20 protein-coding genes are annotated in these 23263 nt (G+C 68.8%); 12 read left to right on the forward strand and 8 right to left on the reverse strand.

What is annotated here, in order from left to right; genetic code table 11:
- Window positions 1–79 precede the first annotated feature (79 nt).
- Window positions 80–1792 carry a hypothetical protein gene (locus ACFYY8_RS09000; RefSeq protein WP_390038720.1) on the forward strand — a complete coding sequence of 571 codons (1713 nt, stop codon included), beginning with the start codon at window positions 80–82 and terminating at the stop codon, window positions 1790–1792.
- 227 nt (window positions 1793–2019) lie between these two features.
- On the opposite strand, the gene ACFYY8_RS09005 is transcribed toward ACFYY8_RS09000, so the two are convergent.
- The 7 genes from ACFYY8_RS09005 to ACFYY8_RS09035 form a co-directional block, all read right to left on the reverse strand.
- A complete protein-coding gene (locus tag ACFYY8_RS09005; protein WP_352013759.1) occupies window positions 2020–2781 on the reverse strand; it encodes a succinate dehydrogenase/fumarate reductase iron-sulfur subunit in 762 nt (253 codons plus the stop codon).
- Between the two features lie 2 nt (window positions 2782–2783).
- The gene (locus tag ACFYY8_RS09010) at window positions 2784–4676 is read right to left on the reverse strand and encodes a fumarate reductase/succinate dehydrogenase flavoprotein subunit (protein WP_390038723.1); all 1893 of its coding nucleotides are present in this window, start codon (window positions 4674–4676) and stop codon (window positions 2784–2786) included.
- A gap of 9 nt (window positions 4677–4685) precedes the next feature.
- A complete protein-coding gene (locus ACFYY8_RS09015) occupies window positions 4686–5471 on the reverse strand; it encodes a hypothetical protein (RefSeq protein ID WP_390038725.1) in 786 nt (261 codons plus the stop codon).
- A gap of 294 nt (window positions 5472–5765) precedes the next feature.
- Complete coding sequence (locus ACFYY8_RS09020) at window positions 5766–6215, reverse strand: response regulator (RefSeq protein WP_352013756.1); 450 nt, start codon at window positions 6213–6215, stop codon at window positions 5766–5768.
- Window positions 6208–7791 (reverse strand): ATP-binding protein, encoded by a 1584-nt coding sequence (locus ACFYY8_RS09025; RefSeq protein WP_390038727.1) that lies wholly within the window; start codon window positions 7789–7791, stop codon window positions 6208–6210. Before ACFYY8_RS09025 ends, ACFYY8_RS09020 begins: the two co-directional genes overlap by 8 nt.
- The gene (locus ACFYY8_RS09030) at window positions 7788–8954 is read right to left on the reverse strand and encodes a PP2C family protein-serine/threonine phosphatase (protein WP_390038729.1); all 1167 of its coding nucleotides are present in this window, start codon (window positions 8952–8954) and stop codon (window positions 7788–7790) included. The genes ACFYY8_RS09025 and ACFYY8_RS09030 overlap by 4 nt, the downstream gene beginning before the upstream one ends.
- A 114-nt stretch (window positions 8955–9068) precedes the next feature.
- On the reverse strand, window positions 9069–10001 hold the full coding sequence (locus ACFYY8_RS09035; protein ID WP_390038731.1) for a LysR family transcriptional regulator: 933 nt from the start codon (window positions 9999–10001) through the stop codon (window positions 9069–9071).
- 220 nt (window positions 10002–10221) lie between these two features.
- On the opposite strand from ACFYY8_RS09035, the gene ACFYY8_RS09040 reads away from it, so the two are divergent.
- The 7 genes from ACFYY8_RS09040 to ACFYY8_RS09070 all read left to right on the forward strand — a co-directional run bounded on the left by ACFYY8_RS09040 (window position 10222) and on the right by ACFYY8_RS09070 (window position 18423).
- Window positions 10222–10980, forward strand: coding sequence for a succinate dehydrogenase cytochrome b subunit (locus tag ACFYY8_RS09040; RefSeq protein WP_390038733.1), 759 nt, complete (start codon window positions 10222–10224; stop codon window positions 10978–10980).
- On the forward strand, window positions 10977–12902 hold the full coding sequence (locus ACFYY8_RS09045) for a fumarate reductase/succinate dehydrogenase flavoprotein subunit (RefSeq protein WP_390038735.1): 1926 nt from the start codon (window positions 10977–10979) through the stop codon (window positions 12900–12902). Before ACFYY8_RS09040 ends, ACFYY8_RS09045 begins: the two co-directional genes overlap by 4 nt.
- 72 nt (window positions 12903–12974) lie before the next feature.
- Window positions 12975–13712: a succinate dehydrogenase/fumarate reductase iron-sulfur subunit gene (locus ACFYY8_RS09050; protein WP_352013750.1), complete on the forward strand. Its 738-nt coding sequence runs from the start codon at window positions 12975–12977 to the stop codon at window positions 13710–13712.
- A gap of 180 nt (window positions 13713–13892) precedes the next feature.
- The gene (locus ACFYY8_RS09055; protein ID WP_390038737.1) at window positions 13893–14591 is read left to right on the forward strand and encodes a DUF4097 family beta strand repeat-containing protein; all 699 of its coding nucleotides are present in this window, start codon (window positions 13893–13895) and stop codon (window positions 14589–14591) included.
- 90 nt (window positions 14592–14681) lie between these two features.
- Window positions 14682–16208, forward strand: coding sequence for a hypothetical protein (locus tag ACFYY8_RS09060; RefSeq protein ID WP_390038739.1), 1527 nt, complete (start codon window positions 14682–14684; stop codon window positions 16206–16208).
- Between the two features lie 12 nt (window positions 16209–16220).
- Window positions 16221–16661, forward strand: coding sequence for a hypothetical protein (locus ACFYY8_RS09065; RefSeq protein ID WP_390038741.1), 441 nt, complete (start codon window positions 16221–16223; stop codon window positions 16659–16661).
- Between the two features lie 160 nt (window positions 16662–16821).
- On the forward strand, window positions 16822–18423 hold the full coding sequence (locus tag ACFYY8_RS09070; RefSeq protein ID WP_390038743.1) for an MFS transporter: 1602 nt from the start codon (window positions 16822–16824) through the stop codon (window positions 18421–18423).
- A 438-nt stretch (window positions 18424–18861) separates the two neighbouring features.
- Here ACFYY8_RS09070 and ACFYY8_RS09075 read toward each other — a convergent pair whose 3' ends face one another.
- Window positions 18862–19050, reverse strand: coding sequence for a hypothetical protein (locus ACFYY8_RS09075; RefSeq protein ID WP_390038745.1), 189 nt, complete (start codon window positions 19048–19050; stop codon window positions 18862–18864).
- 210 nt (window positions 19051–19260) lie between these two features.
- Between ACFYY8_RS09075 and ACFYY8_RS09080 the strand changes: the two genes are divergently transcribed.
- From ACFYY8_RS09080 to ACFYY8_RS09095, 4 genes are all read left to right on the forward strand, one after another.
- Window positions 19261–19830, forward strand: coding sequence for a MauE/DoxX family redox-associated membrane protein (locus ACFYY8_RS09080; RefSeq protein ID WP_390038747.1), 570 nt, complete (start codon window positions 19261–19263; stop codon window positions 19828–19830).
- Between the two features lie 11 nt (window positions 19831–19841).
- Window positions 19842–20390 (forward strand): TlpA family protein disulfide reductase, encoded by a 549-nt coding sequence (locus ACFYY8_RS09085; protein WP_390038749.1) that lies wholly within the window; start codon window positions 19842–19844, stop codon window positions 20388–20390.
- Window positions 20391–20458: 68 nt separating this feature from the next.
- Entirely contained in the window at window positions 20459–22306 is a 1848-nt protein-coding gene (locus ACFYY8_RS09090; protein WP_390038751.1) for an ABC transporter ATP-binding protein, read from the forward strand.
- Window positions 22303–23016 carry a S26 family signal peptidase gene (locus ACFYY8_RS09095; RefSeq protein ID WP_390038753.1) on the forward strand — a complete coding sequence of 238 codons (714 nt, stop codon included), beginning with the start codon at window positions 22303–22305 and terminating at the stop codon, window positions 23014–23016. Before ACFYY8_RS09090 ends, ACFYY8_RS09095 begins: the two co-directional genes overlap by 4 nt.
- Window positions 23017–23263 lie beyond the last annotated feature (247 nt).

The raw sequence follows: 23263 nt of genomic DNA on the forward strand, positions 1-23263 counted from the left end.
GGGGTTTGTTATTCCTTTTATCCGACTAGTATTTCCTTGACTTGACTGGGCTTGTATAGGGAATCCTCGGAGGGCACCTGTGAGGCGATCACGGCGTGCGGCGACCGTCTCAGCCGTCCTGGTGTCGGTGGGAGTGTGCGCGGGACTGGTCGTCGCCAACGCGCCGTTCGCGAACCGGACCCCGGTCGGTGTCACCCGGCTGCTGGCCGCCAACCCCTCGGAGATCCCGGGATGCGACATCGACCCCGCCGGGCCGTGTGAGGAGGAGCCGACGCCGGTCGTCACCGTCACGGTCACCAGCGACCCGGACCCGCTTCCCCCTTCGCCGACCCCGCAGAAGACGGTGACCACCACGGTCACCGTGACGCCGAGCCCGAAGCCCAAGAAGACCAAGAAGCCGCAGGTTCCGGAGCCGACTCCCGCCCCGGTGGTGGTCGACACGCCGACCTCCGCGCCGGTGGTTCCCGATTCGACGCAGGCGGCCGATCCGACACCCTCCGACCAGGCACCGGTCTTCCCCACCACTGAGGAGACCCAGCAGCCGACCCCCACCCCGACTCTGGCCCCCGTGACCGGCGCCACGCCTGAGCCGACCGAGAGCTCCACGTTCGAGGACAACGGGCCCGCCTCGGTGCCCTACGAGATCCGTAACGCGGGCTCCGACTTCGACGCCGCCGGGCTGAGCCAGCGGCTCGGCATCCCGGCGCTGGTCCTGGCGCTGCTGGTGCTGTTCGCCGTGTTGATCTTCGAAGGCAGGCTGCGCCGTCTGGCCCACGCCTCCGCCGTACGCAGGGCCGGGCCGCGTGGCCCCGGTGCCGGACTCGACCCGAGGCTCTACCCGCAGGGCGCCGCCTACGCGCCCGCGCCGGGCATGCCGCCCACGGTCTATCAGGGCGGTACGGCCTACGCCCCGATCATCAGCTTCGTCCCCATGCAGATGTACGCCCCGGTTCTTCCCGAGGGCTACGCGCCGGAGCAGTACGAGCAGCCGACGAGCTACATGCCGGTTCCCGGCCAGGAGCAGCCCTTCGGCCAGGAGCAGCATCCCGGGTACGGCGAGCCTCCGCGGCCGGAGGAGTTCACCGGGGACGCCGTGAGGCCGTTCCCCCAGGGCTCGGAGCGCTTCGACGGCCCCCTCCCGCAGGATCCTCCGGGCGCTCCTCGGAGGGACGTTCCCGGCGCCGTGCAGGGGGACTTCCCCGGGGCGCCGTTCCCGCAGCGACCGGACGAGTTCCCCGGAGCGCCGTTCCCGCCCGGCGACCTTCCCGGCGGAACGAGCGAGTTCCCCAGCGGGACGGGCGGCTTCCCCGGCGGAACCGGCGAGTTCCCCGGTGGAGCAGGAGGGTTCCCCGGAGGGCCTGGGGAGTTCACCGGCCCGATTCCCGGGCCGCAGGGACCGGGCGGGTTCCCGGGGGCGCCGTTCCCGCAGGAGCCGCAGGACGCCAGGCGTCCCTTCGGTCTCGAACCGCTGCCCGGCACCAAGCCCGCGGGGGAACAGAAGCCTCGGCGTCCCTTCGGCCTTGAGCCGCTGCCCGGCACCAGGCCCGAACCCTCGGGGGGCCCGCAGGAGCCGCAGGGCGCCCGCCGTCCCTTCGGGCTGGAACCGTTGCCCCCGGCCAAGTCCAGGAAGGGCAGGTCGAAGGCGCCCAAGCCCGAGGCTCCCCAACCTGAGGCGCCGGCCCCCGAGGTCTCCAACTTCGAGCCACCCGGTTCGGGCCCCTCGGGCACCGCGGTCTACCCCCTCCCCGGAGAGGGCGGCAAGAAGAAGCGCGGCCTGTTCCGCAAGAAGTAGTCACCTACCCCCGGGCGACCGCCCGGGGGTATTTGGTGTGAAATACCTGGTCAAAGGCGTTATGTCGGCCAGAGGGCGAGTTTTCCGGCCCCAATAATTCATCGGCATTTTTCCGGATATGTCCTGACAGGAAATGGCCGGTCAACGCGGTGGCGCGAGCCGTACGGGGTCGCCCCTGACATGCCGAGGCGCCGGTCACAGGGGTGACCGGCGCCGGGGCGGGGGTGTCAGCTCTTCGAGCCGGACCGCTTGAAGATCTTGTTGCCGAGCCAGACCAGCGGGTCGTACCTACGGTCGACGACCCGTTCCTTCATCGGGATCAGCGCGTTGTCGGTGATCTTGATGTGCTCGGGGCAGACCTCGGTGCAGCACTTGGTGATGTTGCAGTACCCCAGGCCGTGCTCCTCCTGCGCGGAGTCCTTGCGGTCGGCCACGTCGTAGGGGTGCATGTCCAGCTCGGCGATCCGCATCAGGAAACGCGGACCGGCGAAGGCGGGCTTGTTCTCCTCGTGGTCACGGATCACGTGGCAGACGTTGTTGCACATGAAGCACTCGATGCACTTGCGGAACTCCTGGGACCGCTCGACGTCGATCTGCTGCATGCGGTACTCGCCCGGCTGTACGTCCGCGGGAGGGGTGAAGGACGGGATCTCGCGGGCCTTCTGGTAGTTGAAGGACACGTCCGTGACCAGGTCCTTGATCACCGGGAACGTCCGCATGGGCGTCACAGTGATCGTCTCGTCCTCCGTGAAGGTGGACATCCGGGTCATACAGCCCAGGCGCGGCTTGCCATTGATCTCCATGGAACACGAGCCGCACTTGCCGGCCTTGCAGTTCCAGCGGACCGCGAGGTCAGGGGCCTGGGTGGCCTGGAGCCTGTGGATGATGTCGAGGACGACCTCGCCCTCGTTCACCTCGACGGTGAAGTCCTCAAGCTTTCCCTCGCCGCCCTCGCCCCGCCACACGCGGAACTTCGCCTTGTAACTCATGGCTACTCCTTGACCAACGCGTCGAAGTCGGCCAGCTCATCCTCGGTGATGTACTTCTTCAGCTCGGCCCGGTCGAAAAGCGTGATCAGGTCGTCGCGCATGGGGGACTGCGTCTTCTCCTCGACGGACACGCCGGAGCCGTCGGAGGACAGGGCGCACACCAGGAGCTTGCGCCGCCACTCGGCGGACATGCCGGGGAAGTCGTCCCGGGTGTGGCCGCCGCGGCTCTCCTCACGGATGAGAGCCGCCTTGGCGACACACTCGGAGACCAGCAGCATGTTGCGCAGGTCCAGGCAGAGGTGCCAGCCGGGGTTGTAGATCCTGCTGCCCGCGGCGCCGACCCCGTGGGCCCGCTCCTTGAGCTTGCCCACGGCCTCCAGAGCCTCGGTGACCTCCTGGGCGTTGCGGATGATCCCGACGAGCTCGTTCATCGTCCGCTGGAGCTCCTGGTGGACCTGGTACGGGTTCTCACCGGTGCGCTCAAGCGGGGCCAGCGCCTCCGCCTGCGCGGCCGAGACCGCCTCCTCGGTGGCCTGCGGCCTGGCGGCGAGCCCGTTGACGTACGCGGCCGCTCCCGCTCCCGCCCGGCGGCCGAAGACCAGCAGGTCCGACAGCGAGTTGCCGCCGAGCCGGTTGGAGCCGTGCATGCCGCCGGACACCTCACCCGCGGCGAAGAGGCCGGGGACGTCCGCGGCTCCGGTGTCGGCGTCCACCTCGACCCCGCCCATGATGTAGTGACAGGTCGGGCCGACCTGCATGGGCTCGGCGGTGATGTCGACGTCGGCCAGCTCCTTGAACTGGTGGTGCATCGACGGCAGCCGCTTGATGATCTCCGCGGCCGGGAGCCTGCTGGACACGTCGAGGAAGACGCCACCCTGGGGTGAGCCGCGACCGGCCTTCACCTCGGCGTTGATGGCCCTGGCGACCTCGTCACGGGGCAGCAGCTCCGGAGGGCGCCGGTTGTTGGCCTGGTCGGTGTACCAGCGGTCGCCCTCCTCCTCCGTGGTGGCGTACTTGTCCTTGAACACGTCGGGGATGTAGTCGAACATGAAGCGCTTGCCCTCGGAGTTGCGCAGCACCCCGCCGTCACCGCGGACCGACTCGGTGACGAGGATGCCGCGAACCGAGGGAGGCCAGACCATCCCGGTCGGGTGGAACTGGATGAACTCCATGTTGATCAGCTTCGCCCCGGCCAGCAGTGCCAGCGCGTGGCCGTCGCCGGTGTACTCCCAGGAGTTGGAGGTCACCACGTAGGACTTGCCGATGCCGCCGGTGGCCAGCACGATCGCGGGGGCGTCGAAGACGATCAGCTTGCCGTTCTCCCGCCAGTAGCCGAAGGCCCCGGCGATCGCGTCGCCGTCCTTCAGCAGCCGGGTGATCGTGCACTCCTGGAAGACCTTGATGTAGGCCTCGGGGTCGCCGTGCAGCCGCTCGTCCTCCTGCTGGAGCGCGACCACCCGCTGCTGGAGGGTGCGGATCAGCTCAAGGCCGGTACGGTCGCCGACGTGGGCCAGCCGGGGGTACTCGTGGCCGCCGAAGTTACGCTGGCTGATCTTGCCGTCCTTGGTGCGGTCGAACAGCGCGCCCCAGGCCTCAAGCTCCCAGACCCGGTCGGGGGCCTCCTTGGCGTGCAGCTCGGCCATCCGCCAGTTGTTGAGGAACTTGCCGCCCCGCATGGTGTCGCGGAAGTGCACCATCCAGTTGTCGTCGCTGTTGACGTTGCCCATGGCCGCGGCGGCACCGCCCTCGGCCATGACGGTGTGAGCCTTGCCGAACAGCGACTTGCAGACGATCGCGGTGCGCTTGCCCTGCTGGCGGGCCTCGATGGCAGCCCGTAGTCCCGCCCCGCCCGCGCCGATGACGACGACGTCGTATTCGTGACGCTCGATTTCCACTGGTGATCCTTATGCGAACGGGAAGTTGACGATGCCCTTGGCGACCAGCCGTACGTAGAGGTCGGCTCCCATGACGGTGAACATCGAGATGAGGGCGAGTTCCTGGTGCTTGGCGTTGAGCTTGGAGACGAAGCCCCAGGCCCGGTAGCGGACCGGATGCTTGGAGAAGTGGTTCAGCCGCCCGGCCGTGATGTGCCTGCAGGAGTGGCACGACAGCGTGTACAGGTTGATGAACACGGCGTTGACCACCAGGATCAGCGTCCCGAGGCCGAACGGCTTCTCCACCAGGGCCAGCACCGCATCCCAGGCGAGGATCAGGCCGACCACGATCGCCGTGTAGAAGAAGTAACGGTGGACGTTCTGCAGGATCAGCGGGAAGCGGGACTCACCGGTGTACTTGCTGTGCGGCTCGTTGACGGCGCACGCGGGCGGCGAGAGCCAGAACCCGCGGTAGTAGGCCTTGCGGTAGTAGTAACAGGTGAAGCGGAATCCCGCGGGCAGGACCAGGATCAGCAGGCTGGGCGACAGGGTGTACCAGTCGCCGAAGGGCGCGAACCCGAACAGGCGCGCCCCCTCGGGGCAGCTCGTGGCCAGGCACGGGGAAGAGAACGGAGCGATGTACGGCGCCGCGAAATAACTGTTGTCGAAAAGCGTCCACGTGGCGTAGCCAAGGAACCCCACGAAGATGATGAAGGTGACCAGCGGATAACGCCACCACTGGTCGGTGCGCAGCGTGCGCTCCTTGATCTGCGCGCGCTGCCTTCTGGCCGGGTTCTCGGCCGCTGTCTGGGTCATCGGAGACCTCTCCACCTCCCGCGGACCCCCGCTGCTCGCCGGAGGGGTCCGGGTCGTTTCAGTTGTCCGCGCACCGCGCCGTGGTCGCGCCGGATCACCGTGCGCGCGCTTGTTGGTGGGGATACGTTACGACGCTGCTACCCGCTCATGTGAGAAGCGTCACTCACATTTTCCGTCACCCGGTGTGATTCCTGTCACGTTGGTCAGGAGCAGGGAATAAGGACGTCACATTCCGCGAGCTGGGAAGGGTCGAGTGGAGATCCTCGGTCACGGGCCCCGCAGGGCCCGCCCGGGTCAGTAATGCTGGTCGGAGCTGGGCAGTTTGACCACGGTCACGAAGAAGTCGTCGATCCTGCGGACCACGCTGATGAACTGGTCGAAGTCGACGGGCTTGGAGACGTAGGCGTTGGCGTGCAGGTGGTAGCTGCGCAGGATGTCCTCCTCCGACTCCGAGGTGGTCAGCACGACCACCGGGATACCGCGCAGCTTCTCGTCGCCCTTGATGTCCTGGAGCACCTCCCTGCCGTCCTTACGGGGCAGGTTGAGGTCCAGCAGGATCAGGTCGGGCCGGGGCACGTCGGCGTACTCGCCCTCCTTGCGGAGGAAGGCCATGGCCTGCTCGCCGTCGTTGACGACGTGCAGCTTGTTCCTGACCTTGTTCAGCTCGAACGCCTCACGCGTCAGCAGGACGTCGCCAGGGTCGTCCTCGACGAGGAGCACGTCGATCCAGCGCAGGTCATTCATCGCTCTCTCCAGGGGGAAGGGTCCACCGGAAGGTCGTTCCCGGGTGCTCGGGAGCCTCGCTCTCCACCCAGATGCGGCCGCCGTGGTACTCGACGATCTTCTTGCACAGGGCCAGACCGATGCCGGTGCCCGCGTAGACGTCCCGGCCGTGCAGTCGCTGGAATATCAGAAAGATCCGGTCAGTGTACTTGCTCTCGATGCCTATCCCGTTGTCCGAGCAGGAGAACTCCCACATGTCCCCGGCGCGCCGTACGCCGATGTGGATCACGGGGGGCTCCTCGGAGCGGAACTTGACGGCGTTGCCGATGAGGTTCTGGAAGAGCTGGACGAGCTGGGTGCGGTTGCCGTGCACCGTGGGGAGGTCATCGGAGGTGATCGTCGCCCCGGCCTCCTCGATCGGCGCGGCGAGGTTCCTCAGCGCCGCCTGCAACGGCACGTCGGCGTCGACCGGGGCCGGTTCGCCGCCCTTCCTGCCGACCCGGGAGAAGTCGAGCAGGTCGTTGATCAGCAACTGCATGCGCTTGGCGCCGTCGACCGCGAAGGTGATGTACTGCTTGGCCCGGTCGTCGAGCTGGTCGCCGTAGCGCTGTTCGAGCATCTGGGTGAAGCTGGCCACCTTGCGCAGCGGTTCCTGCAGGTCGTGGCTGGCCACGTAGGCGAACTGCTCAAGCTCGCCGTTCGAGCGCCGCAGCTCGGCCGCCTGCTCCTCAAGCTTGACCTGGGCGTCCTCGACCCTGCGCCACTCGGCGATGATGCGCCGCCGCATGGAGTTCACATGGCCGGACAACTCCGACAACTCAGAGGGGTGGTCGACCTTCAGCCGGTGCTCGAAGTCGCCCTGCGCGACCGCCCGGACCTGCCCGCTCAACTCGGCGAGCGGCCGCAGTACGGCGTTGCGCACGATGAACGCGGCGCCGACCGCGGCCAGGAGCAGCGCCACGACCACCCCGCCGAGCGCGAGGTACAGGGCCCGCCAGCCCCGGTCGAGACGTTCGCTGCCCTCGACGTGCAGCCGGTCGAGATTCTCCTGGAGGGTGACGATCGAGCGGCGGACGTCGGCGAACCGGCTGGCGTTGACGGGGGCGTTCCGCGAGGCCGTCTCCGACTTGTGGACGGGGATCTCGGCGATGACCTTGTCCACGTAGTCGCGGCGCCACGTCTGGGCCGCGGTCCTCAGACGTTCCACGTCGGCTCTGATCGGCCGCTGGTCCGGCATCCTGGGCAGCAGGCCGTCGAGCGCGCGCAGGGCGTCGGTCTCCGCGGCGACGGCCTCCCGGTAGTCCTCAAGGGAGACGGCCTCGTTGGTCCTGCCGTACGTCCTGGCCGCGCTCTCCTGCGCGGACAGCGCGTTGGCGACGTCCATGGTGCGCAGCGCCGCGGGATCGACGACGTCGACCACGGCCACGCTGGCCGCCCTCGTCTCCTCGATCGAGGAGATCGTGAAGGCGGCGGAGATCGCGAACAGCAGGGTGATGGCGACCCCGGTGAGCGCGAACCACTGACCGACCCGCAGCCTGCCGAAGCCGCTCGCCGGGGTGACGGCGGGCAACGGCTTGATCTCCGACCGCCGGCTCACCGTCCGCCGTTCCCTGAGGAGCCGCGGGAGATGAGCACGGTGGCGAGGTCGTCGCTGAGCGAGTCGCCGTTGAGCTCGATCACCCGCTCGATCAGCCGGTCGAGGTGGATGCCGCCGTGCTCGTGCACCAGGGCGAGCAGGCCCTCCGTGCCGAGCAGGTCGGGGCCTCCGCCGACGGTCGCCTCGATCAGGCCGTCGGTGTAGAACAGCAGCGACCAGTCGCCGCCGAGCGTGACCTCGATCTCCGACCAGACGACGTCCTTGAAGATGCCCAGCGGCGGTCCCGAGGGCGTGCCGGGGACCACGCCGATCCTGCCGTCACGGATCAGCAGTGGCGGCGGGTGGCCGACCACGTGCATCCGCGCCCGGCTGAGCGTGGGGTCGATCGTGGCGATGCACAGCGTCGTGAAGATCTCCCCGGACTTGCGCTCCAGGCGCAGCACGGAGTCGAGGACGCTCAGCAGCTCGTTGCCGGTGTGCCCGGCGAGCACCAGGGCCCGCCAGGCGATGCGCAGCGCGACCCCGAGCGCGGCCTCGTCGGGCCCGTGCCCGCACACGTCGCCGACGACCACGTGCACGGCGCCGTCCGGGCTCTGCACGGTGTCCCAGAAGTCACCGGCGAGCAGGGCGCGCCTGCGGCCCGGCAGGTAGCGGGCCTGGTGTTCGAGGCCGCCCTGTTCGAGCAGGGGGACGGGCAACAGGCCGCGTTCGAGCCGGGAGTTCTCCTTGGTGAGCAGTTCGGCCTCGACCAGCCTGCGCTGGGCCAGGTCGGCGCGCTTGCGCTCCATCGCGTAACGGATGGCCCGCGCCAGGAGCCTGGCCTCCACGTCCTGCTTGACCAGGAAGTCCTGGGCGCCCGCCGCGACGGCCTCCACGCCCACGTGGGCGTCGTTCAGCCCGGTCAGCACGAGCACGGCGGCGTCGGGCACCATCGCCAGCACCTGTTCGAGCGCCTCAAGACCGGTGGCGTCGGGCAGAGAGAGATCGACGAGGACGCACTGGACGTCGTCGGTCAGCCGTTCCCGGCTCTCCTGCAGACTGCGCACCCAGATGATCTTCGGCGGGTTGTTGGCCTGGGCGAGCAGTTCCTCCACGAGAAAGGCGTCACCCGCGTCGTCCTCAATGAGTAGGACGGTGAGCGTTTCGTTGGGCGGGGCGGTCACTGACCCCTCTTCGCTGTCTCAGGGGGAACCTACTTGACGGTATGCAGAATAGTGCGGCACCCGGACGTACGGGACAACGACCGCCCGGACGGCGCGGTCCGGACGCGCGCTCGCTCAACCCTGGACGATCAGCTCAAGGCCTTCGGGAAGGCTACCCTCATGGGAGGCCTCGGCCAGGAAGAACAACAACGTGTCACGGAACGCCTGGGCGGCCCTGGTCGGTTCGACGTCCTTGCGGTGGGCGATGGCGATCGTACGGCGCAGCCCGGGAGGCGCCAGCGGCGTCCCGGTCAGCCCGGGGCGGCCGTCCAGGACCATCGAGGGCACCAGGGCGATGCCGAGCCCGGCCTCGACGAAGCGGAGCACGGCGTCCATCTCACCGCCCTCGACCGACAGTCTCGGCTCGAACCCCGCCTGACGGCAGGCGCCCAGCGTCGCCTCCCGCAGGTCGTAGCCCCGCCGGAACATCACCATCGGCTGCCCGCGCAGGTCCTCTATCCGCATGTACGGCCTGCGCGCGTGTGAGAGGGACGGGGCGACGACGACCAGGTTCTCCCGCAGCACCTCCTCGGTGACCAGGGAGGGGTCGTCGTTCTGCAACGGCATGATGATCAGCGCCATGTCGAGCTGGCCACGGGCGAGGGCGCGGACCAGGTCGCGGGAGCCGCCCTCCTCGACGAGCAGCTCGATGCCGGGGTAGGAACGGTGGAACCTGGCCAGGGCGTCGGCCATCAGCCCGGCGCACAGCGAGGGGGTGGCGCCGAGCCGTACCCTGCCGCGGCGCAGGCCGGCCAGTTCGGCGACCTCGCGCCTGGCGGTCTCGGCGTCGGCGAGCATTCTGCGGGCCAGCGGCAGCAGCGCCTCCCCGGCGGCGGTCAGGGTGACGTTCCCCCGGGCCCGGCTGAACAGCGGCGCGCCGAGATCGGCCTCAAGAGCCCTGATCTGCTTGCTCAGCGAGGGCTGCGCGACCCGCATCCGCTCGGCCGCGTGGGTGAAGTGCCGGGAGTCGGCCACAGCCACGAAGTAGGCCAGTTGCTGGAGCTGCACGTTTCCCTAGCGTACGGATGGGCCGGTGGCGGATTCGGGGCGGCCCCCCGCCGCCGGGAGAATGGAGGCCCAGGGTGAGATCGGGTGTGAGATTGCTCGCATCCAGGTGAGGGCCGTCGTTGTAAAACCCGCATAAACCCAGACCTGATAGCCGCGGGCTATGGGAACCACATCCACGATGACTTGGACGAGGGGAAACCACCCTACCTAGCGTCGAGATGTGACTGCCACGATTGAGCGCGGCGCCGCCACAGCGCCGGTCAAACCCTCCGGGTCAGCCAAGACCCCGTCCCCCAGGAGGTCAGGCGGCTTCCTGGGCTCGTCCAACGGTAAGAAGGCCGTGATGGCCGTCACCGGTGCCATCCTGGTGCTCTTCCTGATCGGCCACATGGCCGGCAACCTCAAGAGCTTCTTCGGCGCCGAGGCGTTCAACACCTACGCCGAGTTCCTGCGGACGATGGGCGAGCCGCTCGTGCCGCGCAGGGTTCTGCTCACCCTCGTCGAGGTCGTGCTGGCCGCCTCCGTCGTGCTGCACATGTGGTCGGCCGTTTCCCTGGCCCGCAGGGCGAACAAGGCCCGCCCGGTCAAGTACGCGGCCAAGCGCAAGTCCCAAGCCAGTGGTTACGCCACCCACGTCATGCGCTGGGGCGGCCTGACCATCCTGCTCTTCGTCGTCTGGCACCTGCTCGACCTGACCTTCGGCGTGGTCAACCCGGCCGGTTGGGACGGCACGCCGTACGACAAGCTGGTCGAGGGGTTCGCGACGTCGCGCTGGTGGGTGACCGCCTTCTACGTGCTCGCCGTCGTCATGGTCGGCCTGCACCTGCGGCACGGCCTGTGGAGCGCCTTCCAGACGCTCGGCCTCGCGGGAGCGCGCAGCTACCGCCCGCTGAAGGCCGTCGCGGCCGTGGTCTCCGCCGTGCTGGTGCTCGGCTTCCTCGCCGTCCCCGTCGCGGTCATGATCGGAGTTGTCAAGTGACGAAGTACACCGTCGGTGAGCCGATCCGCGACACCAAGGCCCCCGAGGGGCCGATCGAGGATCGCTGGGAGAAGCGCAAGTTCGGCGCCAAGCTCGTCAACCCGGCCAACAAGCGCAAGCTGCACGTCATCGTGGTCGGCACCGGCCTGGCGGGCGGTTCGGCCGCCGCGACCCTCGGTGAGCTCGGCTACAACGTCACCTCCTTCTGCTACCAGGACTCGCCCAGACGCGCCCACTCGATCGCCGCCCAGGGCGGCATCAACGCGGCCAAGAACTACCGGGGTGACGGCGACTCGATCTACCGGCTGTTCTACGACACGGTCAAGGGCGGCGACTTCCGGGCCCGTGAGTCGAACGTCTACCGGCTCGCCCAGGTCAGCGTGAACATCATCGACCAGGCGGTCGCCCAGGGCGTGCCGTTCGCCCGTGAGTACGGCGGCCTGCTCGACACCCGCTCCTTCGGCGGAGCCCAGGTCTCCCGCACCTTCTACGCCAGGGGCCAGACGGGCCAGCAGCTGCTGCTGGGCGCCTACCAGGCGCTCGAACGGCAGATCGCCGCGGGGACCGTGAAGATGAACACCCGTCACGAGATGCTCGACCTGATCATCTCCGACGGCAGGGCGCGAGGCGTCATCGTCAGGGACATGGTCACCGGGGAGATCGAGCGGCACGTGGCCGACGCGGTCGTGCTGGCCAGCGGCGGCTACGGGAACGTCTTCTTCCTGTCGACCAACGCCAAGGGCTGCAACACCACGGCCATCTGGCGCGCGCACCGGCGCGGCGCGATGTTCGCCAACCCCTGCTACACGCAGATCCACCCGACCTGCATCCCGGTCAGCGGCGACTACCAGTCCAAGCTGACGCTGATGTCGGAGTCGCTGCGCAACGACGGCCGCGTGTGGGTGCCGGTCAAGGCGGGCGACGACCGCCCGGCGGCGCGGATCCCCGAGGACGAGCGCGACTACTACCTGGAGCGCATCTACCCGGCGTTCGGCAACCTGGTCCCGCGTGACATCGCCTCCCGCGCCGCGAAGAACGTCTGCGACGAGGGCAGGGGCGTCGGCCCCGGCGGCCTGGGCGTCTACCTCGACTTCGCCGACGCGATCCGCCGCCTCGGCCGTGACGCGGTCGAGAAGAAGTACGGCAACCTCTTCGAGATGTACGAGCGCATCACCGGCGAGGACCCCTACACCCAGCCGATGCGCATCTACCCGGCCGTCCACTACACCATGGGCGGTCTGTGGGTGGACTACGACCTGCAGTCCACGATCCCCGGCCTGTTCGTGATCGGCGAGGCCAACTTCTCCGACCACGGCGCCAACCGCCTCGGCGCCTCGGCGCTGATGCAGGGCCTGGCGGACGGTTACTTCGTGCTGCCGACGACCATCGGCGACTACCTCGCCAGCGGCCCCTACGGTGAGGTCGAGGAGCAGGACGTCGCCGACGCGGAGACCGCGGTGCGCGAGAAGATCGCGAGGCTGCTCGCGGTCAACGGCGACCGTACCCCGGACTCCTACCACCGTGAGCTGGGCAAGCTCATGTGGGACTACTGCGGCATGGAGCGCACCGAGGAGTCGCTGCGCAAGGCGCTCGAACGCATCCCCGAGCTGCGTGAGGAGTTCTGGAGGAACGTCAAGGTCTCCGGGACGGCCGAGGAGCTCAACCAGGTGCTCGAAAGGGCCGGGCGGGTCGCCGACTTCTTCGACCTGGCCGAGCTGATGTGCCTCGACGCGCTGCACCGCACCGAGTCGTGCGGCGGTCACTTCCGCGCCGAGTCGCAGGACGCCGACGGCGAGGCCCTGCGCGACGACGAGAACTTCGCCTACGTCGCGGCCTGGGAGTACGGCGAGCAGGGCCCGGTCCTGCACAAGGAAGAGCTCGACTACGAGTACGTCAAGATGAGCCAGCGGAGCTACAAGTGAGCGCCTCCCGCGTGGCTCCAGACCGACGAGTGGTCCGTACAGCGAACGAGGAGCGGTAAGCGAGCCATGGGTATGAACCTGACACTCAAGGTCTGGCGCCAGAAGGGCCCCCAGGACGAGGGGCGGATGGTCACCTACCGTGTCGAGGACGTCTCGCCGGACATGTCCTTCCTGGAGATGCTCGACGTGCTCAACGAGCGTCTCATCCTGGAGGGCGACGACCCGATCGCCTTCGACCACGACTGCCGCGAGGGCATCTGCGGCATGTGCGGCATGGTCATCAACGGCGTGGCGCACGGCGAGCAGGTGGCGACCACCACCTGTCAGCTGCACATGCGGCACTTCGCGGACAACGCGGTCATCACCATCGAGCCGTGGCGCGCGGCGCCGTTCCCGGTGGTCAAGGACCTGGTCGTGGACCGCTCCGCGTTCGACCGGATCATCCAGGCGGGCGGCTTCGTCTCCGTCCCCGCCGGGTCGGCCCCCGACGCGCACAGCGTCCCGGTGAAGAAGGACGACGCCGACGCGGCGTTCGACGCGGCGACCTGCATCGGCTGCGGCGCCTGCGTCGCGGCCTGCCCGAACGGCTCGGCGTCGCTGTTCACCGCGGCCAAGATCACGCACCTGGGCCTGCTGCCGCAGGGCCAGCCCGAGCGTGACGCCCGCGCCAGGGCCATGGTCGAGCAGATGGACGCCGAGGGCTTCGGCGGCTGCACCAACACCGGCGAGTGCACGGCGGTCTGCCCCAAGGGCATCCCGCTGGACACCATCGCCAGGATGAACCACGACTACCTCAAGGCCTCCAGGTAGGCCCACGGCCAAGAAGGCCCGGTCCCCGTGGGGCCGGGCCTTCGGCGTGCCGTCCGGAGGCGTGCGGTCCCGGGCGCGGCGTCAAGGCTGGACGAAGACCGTCGCCCCTTAAGGGACCCCCCGAGGTTTTCCAGGGACATCCCTGATGCGCTCTCGTGGGGCCGTTGGGAGGATCGTCGGGTGAAGAAGATCGTGGCGGGCGGGGGCCTGCTGACCGTCGTGGCGCTTCTGACGGGATGTGGGCTGACCAACCTCGGCTCCGCCTCCCATCATGAGACCGCGACCCACCAGGTAACCGAGAAGATCACCAAACTGAACGTCAGGGGCAGGTCGGGCGATGTCTCGGTGACCGAGGCGGCCGGGGCCGCAGGGGGCGCCGTCAAGGTCGTCGAGATGACCCGGTGGAACGACGAGAGGCCGGAGACCACGCGCAAGGTCCAGGGGGAGACCCTGTTCGTGAGCTACAACTGCCCGTCGAGCATGGACAACTGTGGCGTCGACTACCGGATCGAGATCCCCAAGGGGACGGCCGTCGATCTGCAGACGGGCTCGGGGCACGTCAGGCTCACCTCCCTGACCGGGGCGATCACCGCCGTCACGGGGTCGGGCGACATCACCGGCACGGGGCTGTCGGGCAAGAAGGTCTTCACCAAGGTCGGCTCGGGAACCGCCGAGCTCGGATACACCGCAGTCCCCGACGAGGTCGAGATGAGGGGCGGTTCCGGCGACGTGACCGTCCGCCTCCCCGGCGGGCCGTACAACGTGTCGACCAGGGCGGGATCGGGTGACAGGAAGGTCTCCGTGCCGCAGGATCCGGCCTCCGCGCACAAGGTCGTGATGTCCACGGGGTCCGGTGACATCAAGGTGCTGGCCGGCTGACGCGCTTCACGGGCGAGTTGCGCGTGATCCCTTTTATCTGAAATAAGGGGACCCGCAACTCGCTCGGAGTCAGACCACGGGGGACGTCACGTGTTAGATGCCCGGCGCCATGATGACCTCACTCCCCAGCTGATCGACTCACCGATCTGGCACGACCAGATGGTCCAGGAAGCGGGCATCCCGTTCCACGACGTGCCGCTGGTCTCGGTGGGCGGGGGACTCGGCTCCTTCACCCTCGTGGACGTGCTGAGGATCTGCGGGGTGCCCACCTCGTCCATACGCGTGCTGTCCAGCAGCGACACCCCGTGGCAGAGCTGGGAGTACCTCACCCGCGTCTCCCAGCTGCCGCCGGAGGAGCGCATCCGCTCCGACGCGGGGGCCAGACCCGACAACATCTGGGGCTTCCCGTCCTACGCCGTGCACGAGGCCTGGCGGGACAGGTCACCCAAACTGCTCTGGCAGGTCCTGGTCGAGCCGCTCCTGACCGACTTCTTCAGTCCCAGGGCCTCGACGGTCTTCTCCACCGTCAAACGCGAGGCCGACCGCGTCTCGTACTGGGAGATGCTGCTCAAGGGACAGGTACGGATGGTCCGCCGCAGGTTCGGGGGCGGCTACTTCACGCTTCTCACCCCTCCGGCGGGCATGACGCCGACCAAGCGGGTGGCGATCCGCTCCCGGTACGTGCACTTGGCGGTCGGTTACCCCGGCCTGAAGTTCCTTGAGGACCTCCAGTGCTTCCGGGAGACCTACAACGACTACCACCACGTCGTCAACGCCTACGAGCCGCACGAGCACGTCTACGAGTTCCTCAAGACCAGGCCGGGCACGGTGGTGGTGCGCGGCTCCGGGATCGTCGCCTCCCGGGTGCTCCAGCGGTTGATGGACGACCGGGAGCGCTACGGCCTGCACACCCAGATCGTGCACCTGCTGCGCACGTACGTGACCGGACCCCACGGCCCGAGCCCGTGGATGCGACGCCCCGGCGGGGACGGCTGGGCCTACCAGGCGTTCACCCTGCCCAAGTCGGCCTTCGGCGGCCAGCTGAAGGCGCGGTTCCGCCGGGCGGAGGGCGCCGAACGCGCGGCGCTGGCCAAACTCGTGGGAGGCACGACCACCCCGAAGCTGCGCCGCTGGCAGGAGCAGATGCGCCGGGGCCGGGAGGGCAACTGGTACCACCCGATCCAGGCGGTGGTCCACCGGGTCGAACCGACCCCGGACGGACGGCTGGTCAGCTTCACCGGCAGCGACGACGGCAGGGCCGGGCAGGTCGTCTCGGACTTCATCGTCGACTGCACCGGGCTTGAGGCCGACATGCCCGAGCACCGGGTCCTGGCGGACCTGCTCGAACACGGCGGAGCCCAGCGCAACGGCGCCGGTCGCCTGGCGGTCGGCAGGAACTTCGAGGTGAGCGGCGCGGGCAGCGGGGACGGCATGCTGTACGCCTCCGGTGCCGCCGTCGCGGGCAACCACTTCCCGGCGGTGGACAGCTTCCTCGGCATGCAGACCGCCGCCCTCGACATCGCCGCCGACCTCTCCCGGCGCGGGTTCTGCGCCGGGCTCGGCCCCCTGCGCTCGGTCAGCCAGTGGTTCAAGTGGGCCGCGGGCCGTCCCATCTGAGGAGTTCACGTCGTGATCCCCACCCTCGCCGGTCGTCTCCAGACCCGGATCTTCCTGCTCGCCACCGTCGGCGTGGTCCTCACGGCGCTGATCGTGCCGGTGCTGCCGGGCACGAGAGGCCCCATGTCCAGGACGTACGGCGTCGCCTACCTCATCCTGCTCGCGGTCGCCGTCATCGGCCTGCTCTGGGAGCTGCTCTACCACCTGCTGATGCAGTTCCGCTGGGACAAGGACTGGCCGACGCTCTTCGGGCTGCTCACGATCGTCCCCGAGGGCCTGCTCATGTGGGTCCTGCTGGACCAGAGGCTGATCCCCGGCATCACCCGCCCGGTGGCCTTCTCGACGTTCGCGACCATGTTCACGGTCGTCTGGATCGGCCAGTGGCTGTTCGCCAACGGCCCGATGCGGGTGCTGTCGGTCCACTGGCGGCTGCGCGGCGGACGGATCATCTGATCTACAAGCGGTTCACAAGTCACGGATGATGCACTGTTCGACGAACCAAAGCGGTGTGGAACGCATCGAACAAGCAGACATCTCGCGGTAGTGACCGAGACCCGATCGGGCTCATCTCCCAGGTGTCACCCCCCTGACGATCGTGATCCCGAGGGAACTCATGAGCAAACGGCCCGTGGGCGGCATCGACTTCGCCCACCCCCTGGCTTTCTGGACCGGATTTCTCACCTGCGTGGCCGGGGTGGCGCTGCACATCCCGATGTACGTGCACGCCGCGGACATGGGCTTCCACATGGCGGGCATGCCGATGGACACCCCGATGATGGCCGGCATGGCGTTGATCGTCGTTGGACTGGCGGTGACCACGTACGGGCTCGTCCCGCGTGACCTCAAGGCCGCGAGGCAGGCCGGTGAGGTGCGCATCCGCACCTCCGACGACGCCGGGCTCCGCCCCGCGCACATCGGCCTGATCCTCGTGATGACCGCCGCGGTGACCATCGACGCGATGAAGCCGATCACGCTGGCGTTCGTGGCCCCGGGCATGGGCAAGGAGTACGGCCTCAAGTCGGCCCTCAACCCGGGCGGCGACCTGCCCGTCGCGCTCCTTCCGCTGTTCGGCCTGACGGGAACGGTCCTGGGGTCGTTCCTGTGGGGATGGCTCGGCGACCGGATCGGACGGCGGGCGGCCATCCTGCTGGCCGGGGTGATGTTCGTGGCGACCGCGATCTGCGGGGCGATGCCGTCCTTCGGGTGGAACCTGGTGATGTGCCTGGTCATGGGGCTCGCCGCGGGCGGCATGCTGCCCATCACCTTCTCGCTGCTGGCCGAGACGATCCCGGGACGGCACCGGGGCTGGGTCATGGTGCTCATCGGCGGCAACCTGGCCCTGGCGTACGCCATGACGAGCTGGCTGTCGTCCGAGCTCATCCCCGTCTATTCGTGGCGGTCGCTGTGGCTGCTGGGCATCCCCACCGGAGTGGTGCTCATCCTGCTGAACCGCTGGATCCCCGAGTCGCCCCGGTTCCTGCTGGCCCACGGCCGTGAGGAGGAGGCGCGGGCCATCATGGTCAGGTACGGTTCCACGGAGGCGGCCGAGGCCCAGGTCGAGCGGGCCGTCACCGAGGAGAGCGCCGCGGACAAGGGCGGCTACACGCCGCTGTTCCACCGTCCCTTCACCGGTCTCAGCGTCGCGGTGGTGGTCCTGGGGCTGAGCGTCGGGCTGGTCACCTACGGTTTCCAGCTCTGGATTCCCTCCAACCTGCAGAAGCTGGGCCTCGCCCAGCAGGCCGCCGACCGCGCGCTGCGGGACTCGGCGCTGCTGGGTCTCCCGCTGGTCTTCGTCGCCGCCGCGATGTACGGGCTGTGGAGCGCGAAGAAGACCATCGTCGTGCTGAGCGCCCTGGTGGCCGCCGCCCTGCTGGCCTTCTCCGTGGCGGGGGATTCGCTGGTGCACGACGACACCTGGCTGTACGTGCTGCTCGCAGGCCCGATCGTCGGCACCGCCACGATCGCCGCGGTGGTGGCGGCCTACAGCTCGGAGATCTACCCGACCCGGATCCGCTCGCGCGGCTCCGGCCTGTCCGCCGGGGTCGGCAAGTTCGGCGGGGTCGCGGTCACGGCCGTCCTGGTCGCCGGGGTCACGGTCCCCTCCATCGGGGCCACCGCCCTTCTGGGCGCGGTTCCCCTGGTCCTGGCGGTCCTGGCGATCGCCCTCTTCGGCGTCGAGACCCGCAAGGCGAAACCGCTGGGAACGACCGTGTAATCTCCCTCATCCGTCGTGACACCGTTCCGCGAGCCGCCGCGCGGCTCGCCGGTTCGGCACGGTCCTCATGCCACGATGCGCCGCCGGTCGACCGCGGCGCGTCTTCTCGGCGTTTCGCCCGTCCATGACGGCGCGCCGGTCGCCGTCATTCACGCCGGCTCGGGAAGGTGAAGCACCCCGCGCCGGACGAATTCTTTCCGGAGGCCCGCGCGGCCGGTTTCCGGATAACCCGTATAGGCGTCGTGAAAACAATGTGAGTCGATGCCCGTTCGCGATCTCGGGCACGTGGCCGACGGCGGAGGAGCACACGGCCGAAGGCGGGCCGAGAGGCCGCCCGGCGTGTGCACAGGAATGCCGAATTTGCCGGCGGAACCCGCCCGCCGCCGGTCACGATGTTTATCGGCTACCTTTTATTCGGCGGTAACGGCCGCCTCTTACCTAGCAGTAGCAGGTCTTGACGTCGCACCCGCATCCGCTCTGGCAGTACGCGTCACAGGGGGCGTTCCAGCCGCATCCGAAGATGTCCTTGCACTCCCAGCAGCTGGAGTAGCTTTTGATCACGACGGGACCGCAGGCCGCCGAGGCCTCGACCCGGGGCACGAACATGCCAAGGAGACTGCTTCCCATTGCTTCGAGCTTCTTGAGCACGGCACTTCCTTTCGGCTGGTTTACACATATGGCGCCGGTCATGCCGATGATTACAAACGGATTTTGTGTTTGCAACGGGCTTTATTGCGAGTTTGTCGTAACAGCGATTTCTGGTGATGTCAACACTTGATGGCCGTGTATTCGGATGCCATACTGAAATTCAATTGTTGATCATGTGGAGGGCGTCCGGTGCAATATCTGGCGATCGGGCTTCGCTGTGTCGTCGGCGCCGTGTTCCTAATATCTTCGACGGGCAAGCTCATCGGGCGCGACACGTTCGGTGACTTCGTTGCCTCAATACGTGATATGCATTTGGTGCCGCCGGCCTCGGCGCGTTCCGTCGCTCGAATTGTGCTGGGCGCCGAACTCGCGACATGGTTGTTGCTCGCGACACCCACACCCGTCACCGGCGTCGCCGGATTCGTGGTCGCGGCGGGACTGCTCGCCGTGTTCGCGGTGGTCGTCGTTCTTGTGGTGCGCAGAGGGACGCGGGCGGCGTGCCGGTGTTTCGGGGCGTCCGCCGTTCCAATGGGGCCGCGCCAGGCCGTACGGAACGTGATTCTCGCCGCGGTCGCCGTCATCGGCGTGATCGGGACCCTGACACCGCAGAAAGGCCTGGAGACCGCTGGAGTGCTGATCGCCGTCCTTGGCGGGACGATGCTCGGCGTGCTGGTCACCGCGCTCGACGACATATTCGAGCTTTTCCAACCAATGAACAAGGGTATTGGGCGTCGCCCATCCCCTCCGGCAGTCGGTTGAAGGAGGACGTCATGCCTTTTGTGATCGCGGCCCTGGTGCTCGTGGGGACGCTCTGCGTACTGAATCTGCTCCTTTCTGTAGGGGTGATCAAACGCCTCAGGGAACATACCGAACTGTTGTCCAAGCCCGGCCGCGGAAAAATCATGCCCTCTCTCGGGGTGGGTGAGGAGGTCGGCGAATTCCTCACCTCGACCGTGGACGGTGGAACGTTGAGCAGGGAATCGCTGGCCGATGACACGGTGGTCGGGTTCTTCTCGCCGAACTGCGGCCCCTGCCGGGAACAGCTGCCGAGGTTCGTGGAGTACGGCGGGGCGCTGCCCGGCGGGCGGGGCCGCGTGGTCGCGGTCGTGCTCAGCCACGACGCGGACGAGGCGAACGCCCTTGTCGCCGACCTGGCGCCGGTGGCCTCCGTGGTCGTCGAGACCTCCTCGGGTCCCCTCAGCAAGGCTTTCAAGATCAAGGCCTACCCGACCGTGCTTCGGGTGGCGGCGCGGGAAGGCAGACTCGTGGTCACCGACGAGGCCGTGGACCTGGGGCAGACGGCCACCGCCGTGGCATGAGCCGTACGCGATCCTCCGGGCGGGCACGGGCCTCCGGCGAGAGCCGGACGGACGGGGAGCCGGAGCACATGAACGCTCTGACCGTGACGCGCCGGGTCGTCGCCTCCTGCGCGCTCACGGCCAGGGCCGCACCGGGCGTCCTCACCCTGTACTGCCTCGTCACGCTGGTCACCGGTGCGCTGCCGGTCGCGACCGCCTGGCTGACCAAACTGGTGCTGGACGCCCTGGTCGGCGGTGCCTCCGCGAGCGCGTTGGTCGCGCTGACCGCGGGAATCGCGGCGGCGGCCGTCGTCACCGGGACCCTGCCGCAGGCCACCCAGTATCTACGGACCGAGATGAACCGCCGGGTCGGGTTGCTCGCGCAGGACCGGCTCTTCGCCGCGGTGGAGGGTTTCACCGGGCTGGGCCGGTTCGAGAATCCGGGTTTCCTGGACCGGCTGCGCATCGCCCAGCAGTCCAGCGACATGCCGAACCAGGTGGTGGACGGAGCGCTGGGCATCGCCCGCGGGACGATCACGATCGTGGGCTTCCTCGTGTCGCTGACGGTGCTCAGCCCGCTGATGGCCGTCCTGGTGCCGCTGTCGGGAGTGCCGTCGCTGCTCGCCGAGATCGCGATGTCGAGGCGGCGTTCCCGGATGTTCTGGAAGGTCGGCCCGATCGAACGGCGGGAGTTCTTCTACGCCGGGTTGCTGTCGAGCGTGGAGGCCGCGAAGGAGGTGCGGCTGTTCGGCATCGGTCCTCTGCTGCGCAAGCGCATGACGAACGAACGGCGTGCCGCCAACGCCGCGAGACGGACGGTGGACAGGCGGGAGGTCGCGGTTCAGGCCGCGCTCAACCTGCTCACCGCGCTGGTGTTCGGCGGGGGCCTGTTCTGGGCGGTTGAGGCGGCGCGATCGGGAAGGCTGTCGGTCGGTGACGTCACCGTCTTCGTGGCGGCGGTGACGAGCCTGCAGGCGGCCCTCGCCGGTCTGGCCAGGGACATCGCGCGGTCACATCACGCCCTGACGATGTTCGGCCACTACACGGCGGTGATCACGGCGCCCCCGGATCTGCCGCTCGTTCCGCGGGCCCCGGCGCCGCCGCCGATGCGGTACGGGATCGAACTGCGCGACGTGTGGTTCCGCTACTCCGAGGAGCACCCCTGGGTGTTGCGCGGGGTCAGTCTGCGCGTTCCCCGCGGCGGGACGGTCGCGCTCGTCGGGTTGAACGGCTCGGGCAAGTCCACTCTGGTGAAGCTGCTGTGCCGGTTCTACGACCCGACCAGGGGTTCCATCCTGTGGGACGGGCAGGACATCCGTGACGTCGACGCGGCCGGATTGCGGGACAGGATCAGCGCGGTCTTCCAGGACTACATGCACTACGACATGACGGCCGCGGAGAACATCGCCCTTGGAGACCCCGCCGTTTGGGGAGACCGCGAACGCGTCCGGTCCGCGGCGGAACGGGCCGGTGTCCACGACACGCTCGCCGGACTGCCCCACGGATACGACACGCCGCTGACGCGGATCTTCTTCTCGGAGTCGGAGAAGAACGACTCGGAGGCCGGCACGATGCTGTCCGGCGGACAGTGGCAGCGGCTCGCGCTGGCCCGCGCGCTCCTGCGCGACGGGCGGGACCTGATGATCCTCGACGAGCCCTCCGCGGGGCTGGACGCCGAGGCCGAGCACGAGATCCACGCCTCGCTCACCGCGCACCGCGCGGAGCGGACCAGCCTGCTGATCTCACATCGGCTCAGCGCGGTGCGTGACGCCGACCTCATCGTCGTGCTCCGCGACGGGCGGATAGCGGAGCAGGGCGACCACGCCCGGCTGATGGCCGACGGCGGGGAGTACGCGCGGCTGTTCGCCCTTCAGTCGTCCGGCTATCGGGATCCCGCCGCCGAAGGACCGGCGCTGACGGCGGGGGGCGCGGGATGACCGCCGACGTCGGCCCTCGCCGTCCCGGCCGCGAGCACGTGGCGGGTGAGACCGGGGTGCCGGCCGGCGGCCCGGGGCGGGGTCGCGCGCCGACGGCCCCCACCCGGCGCCTCTCCCGGCCGCCGCGTGCCCGGACGCTGACGGTGATCGGCGTGCTCCTCCTGTGGGGAGGGGCGCTCGCGCTCCTCGTCAGGGGGGCGTGGGGATGGGCGGTGGTCTGCGGCGCGTCGGCGGCGGTTCTCGGTCTGGGCCTGCTCACCTCCGCGGCGATGGCCCGCGGGCTGGTCGCGGTGACGGTGCGGGGGTCGAGCATGAAACCCGCCTACCGGGACGGCGACCGTGTCGTCGCGCGGCGCGGCCGTCCCTTGAGGGCCGGGCAGGTGGTCGTGGTGGAGCAGCCGACGCCCGAACGCGAGTGGCCTGATCCGCCGGTGCCGCAGGGGGCCGGGGAGGCGTCGATGTCCGAAAGGAGCTGGATGATCAAACGGATCGTCGCGGTTCCCGGCGACCCCGTCCCGCGCGCCCGGGTTCCCGCGCTGTCCGACGCGCCGGAGGATCGTGTGCCGCCGGGCAGGCTGGTTCTCCTGGGTGACAACCAGGAGGCCAGTTACGACTCCCGGCACGTGGGTTACTTCCCCGCCGAGCGTGTCCTCGGAGTCGTGCTGCGCCCACTCCTCCGGCGCGGTTTTCGAAGCCGGAGTGCAGGCTGATAATTCGCTTTTCATGCCATCCGAAAGAGAATCCACCCTCTGGAAAGGAGGCGGAACGCTCGGGAGCCTCGAAGGCGTGGGGGCGGCCCCGCCCGATGTGTTTCCGCTCCGGACCGAGGTGGGATGCGCGGTGGCCGGGCTGGAAGTACTTCAATATCTGCTACGAATGCCCGGTTTCATGCCCGAACGGAACGTGTTGCACGCCCTGTTACGGATGATGTGCCGCCGGTCGCGGGGGTGGTCACAG

This window comes from Streptosporangium sp. NPDC001559 (assembly GCF_042893955.1).
GTDB lineage: Bacteria > Actinomycetota > Actinomycetes > Streptosporangiales > Streptosporangiaceae > Streptosporangium.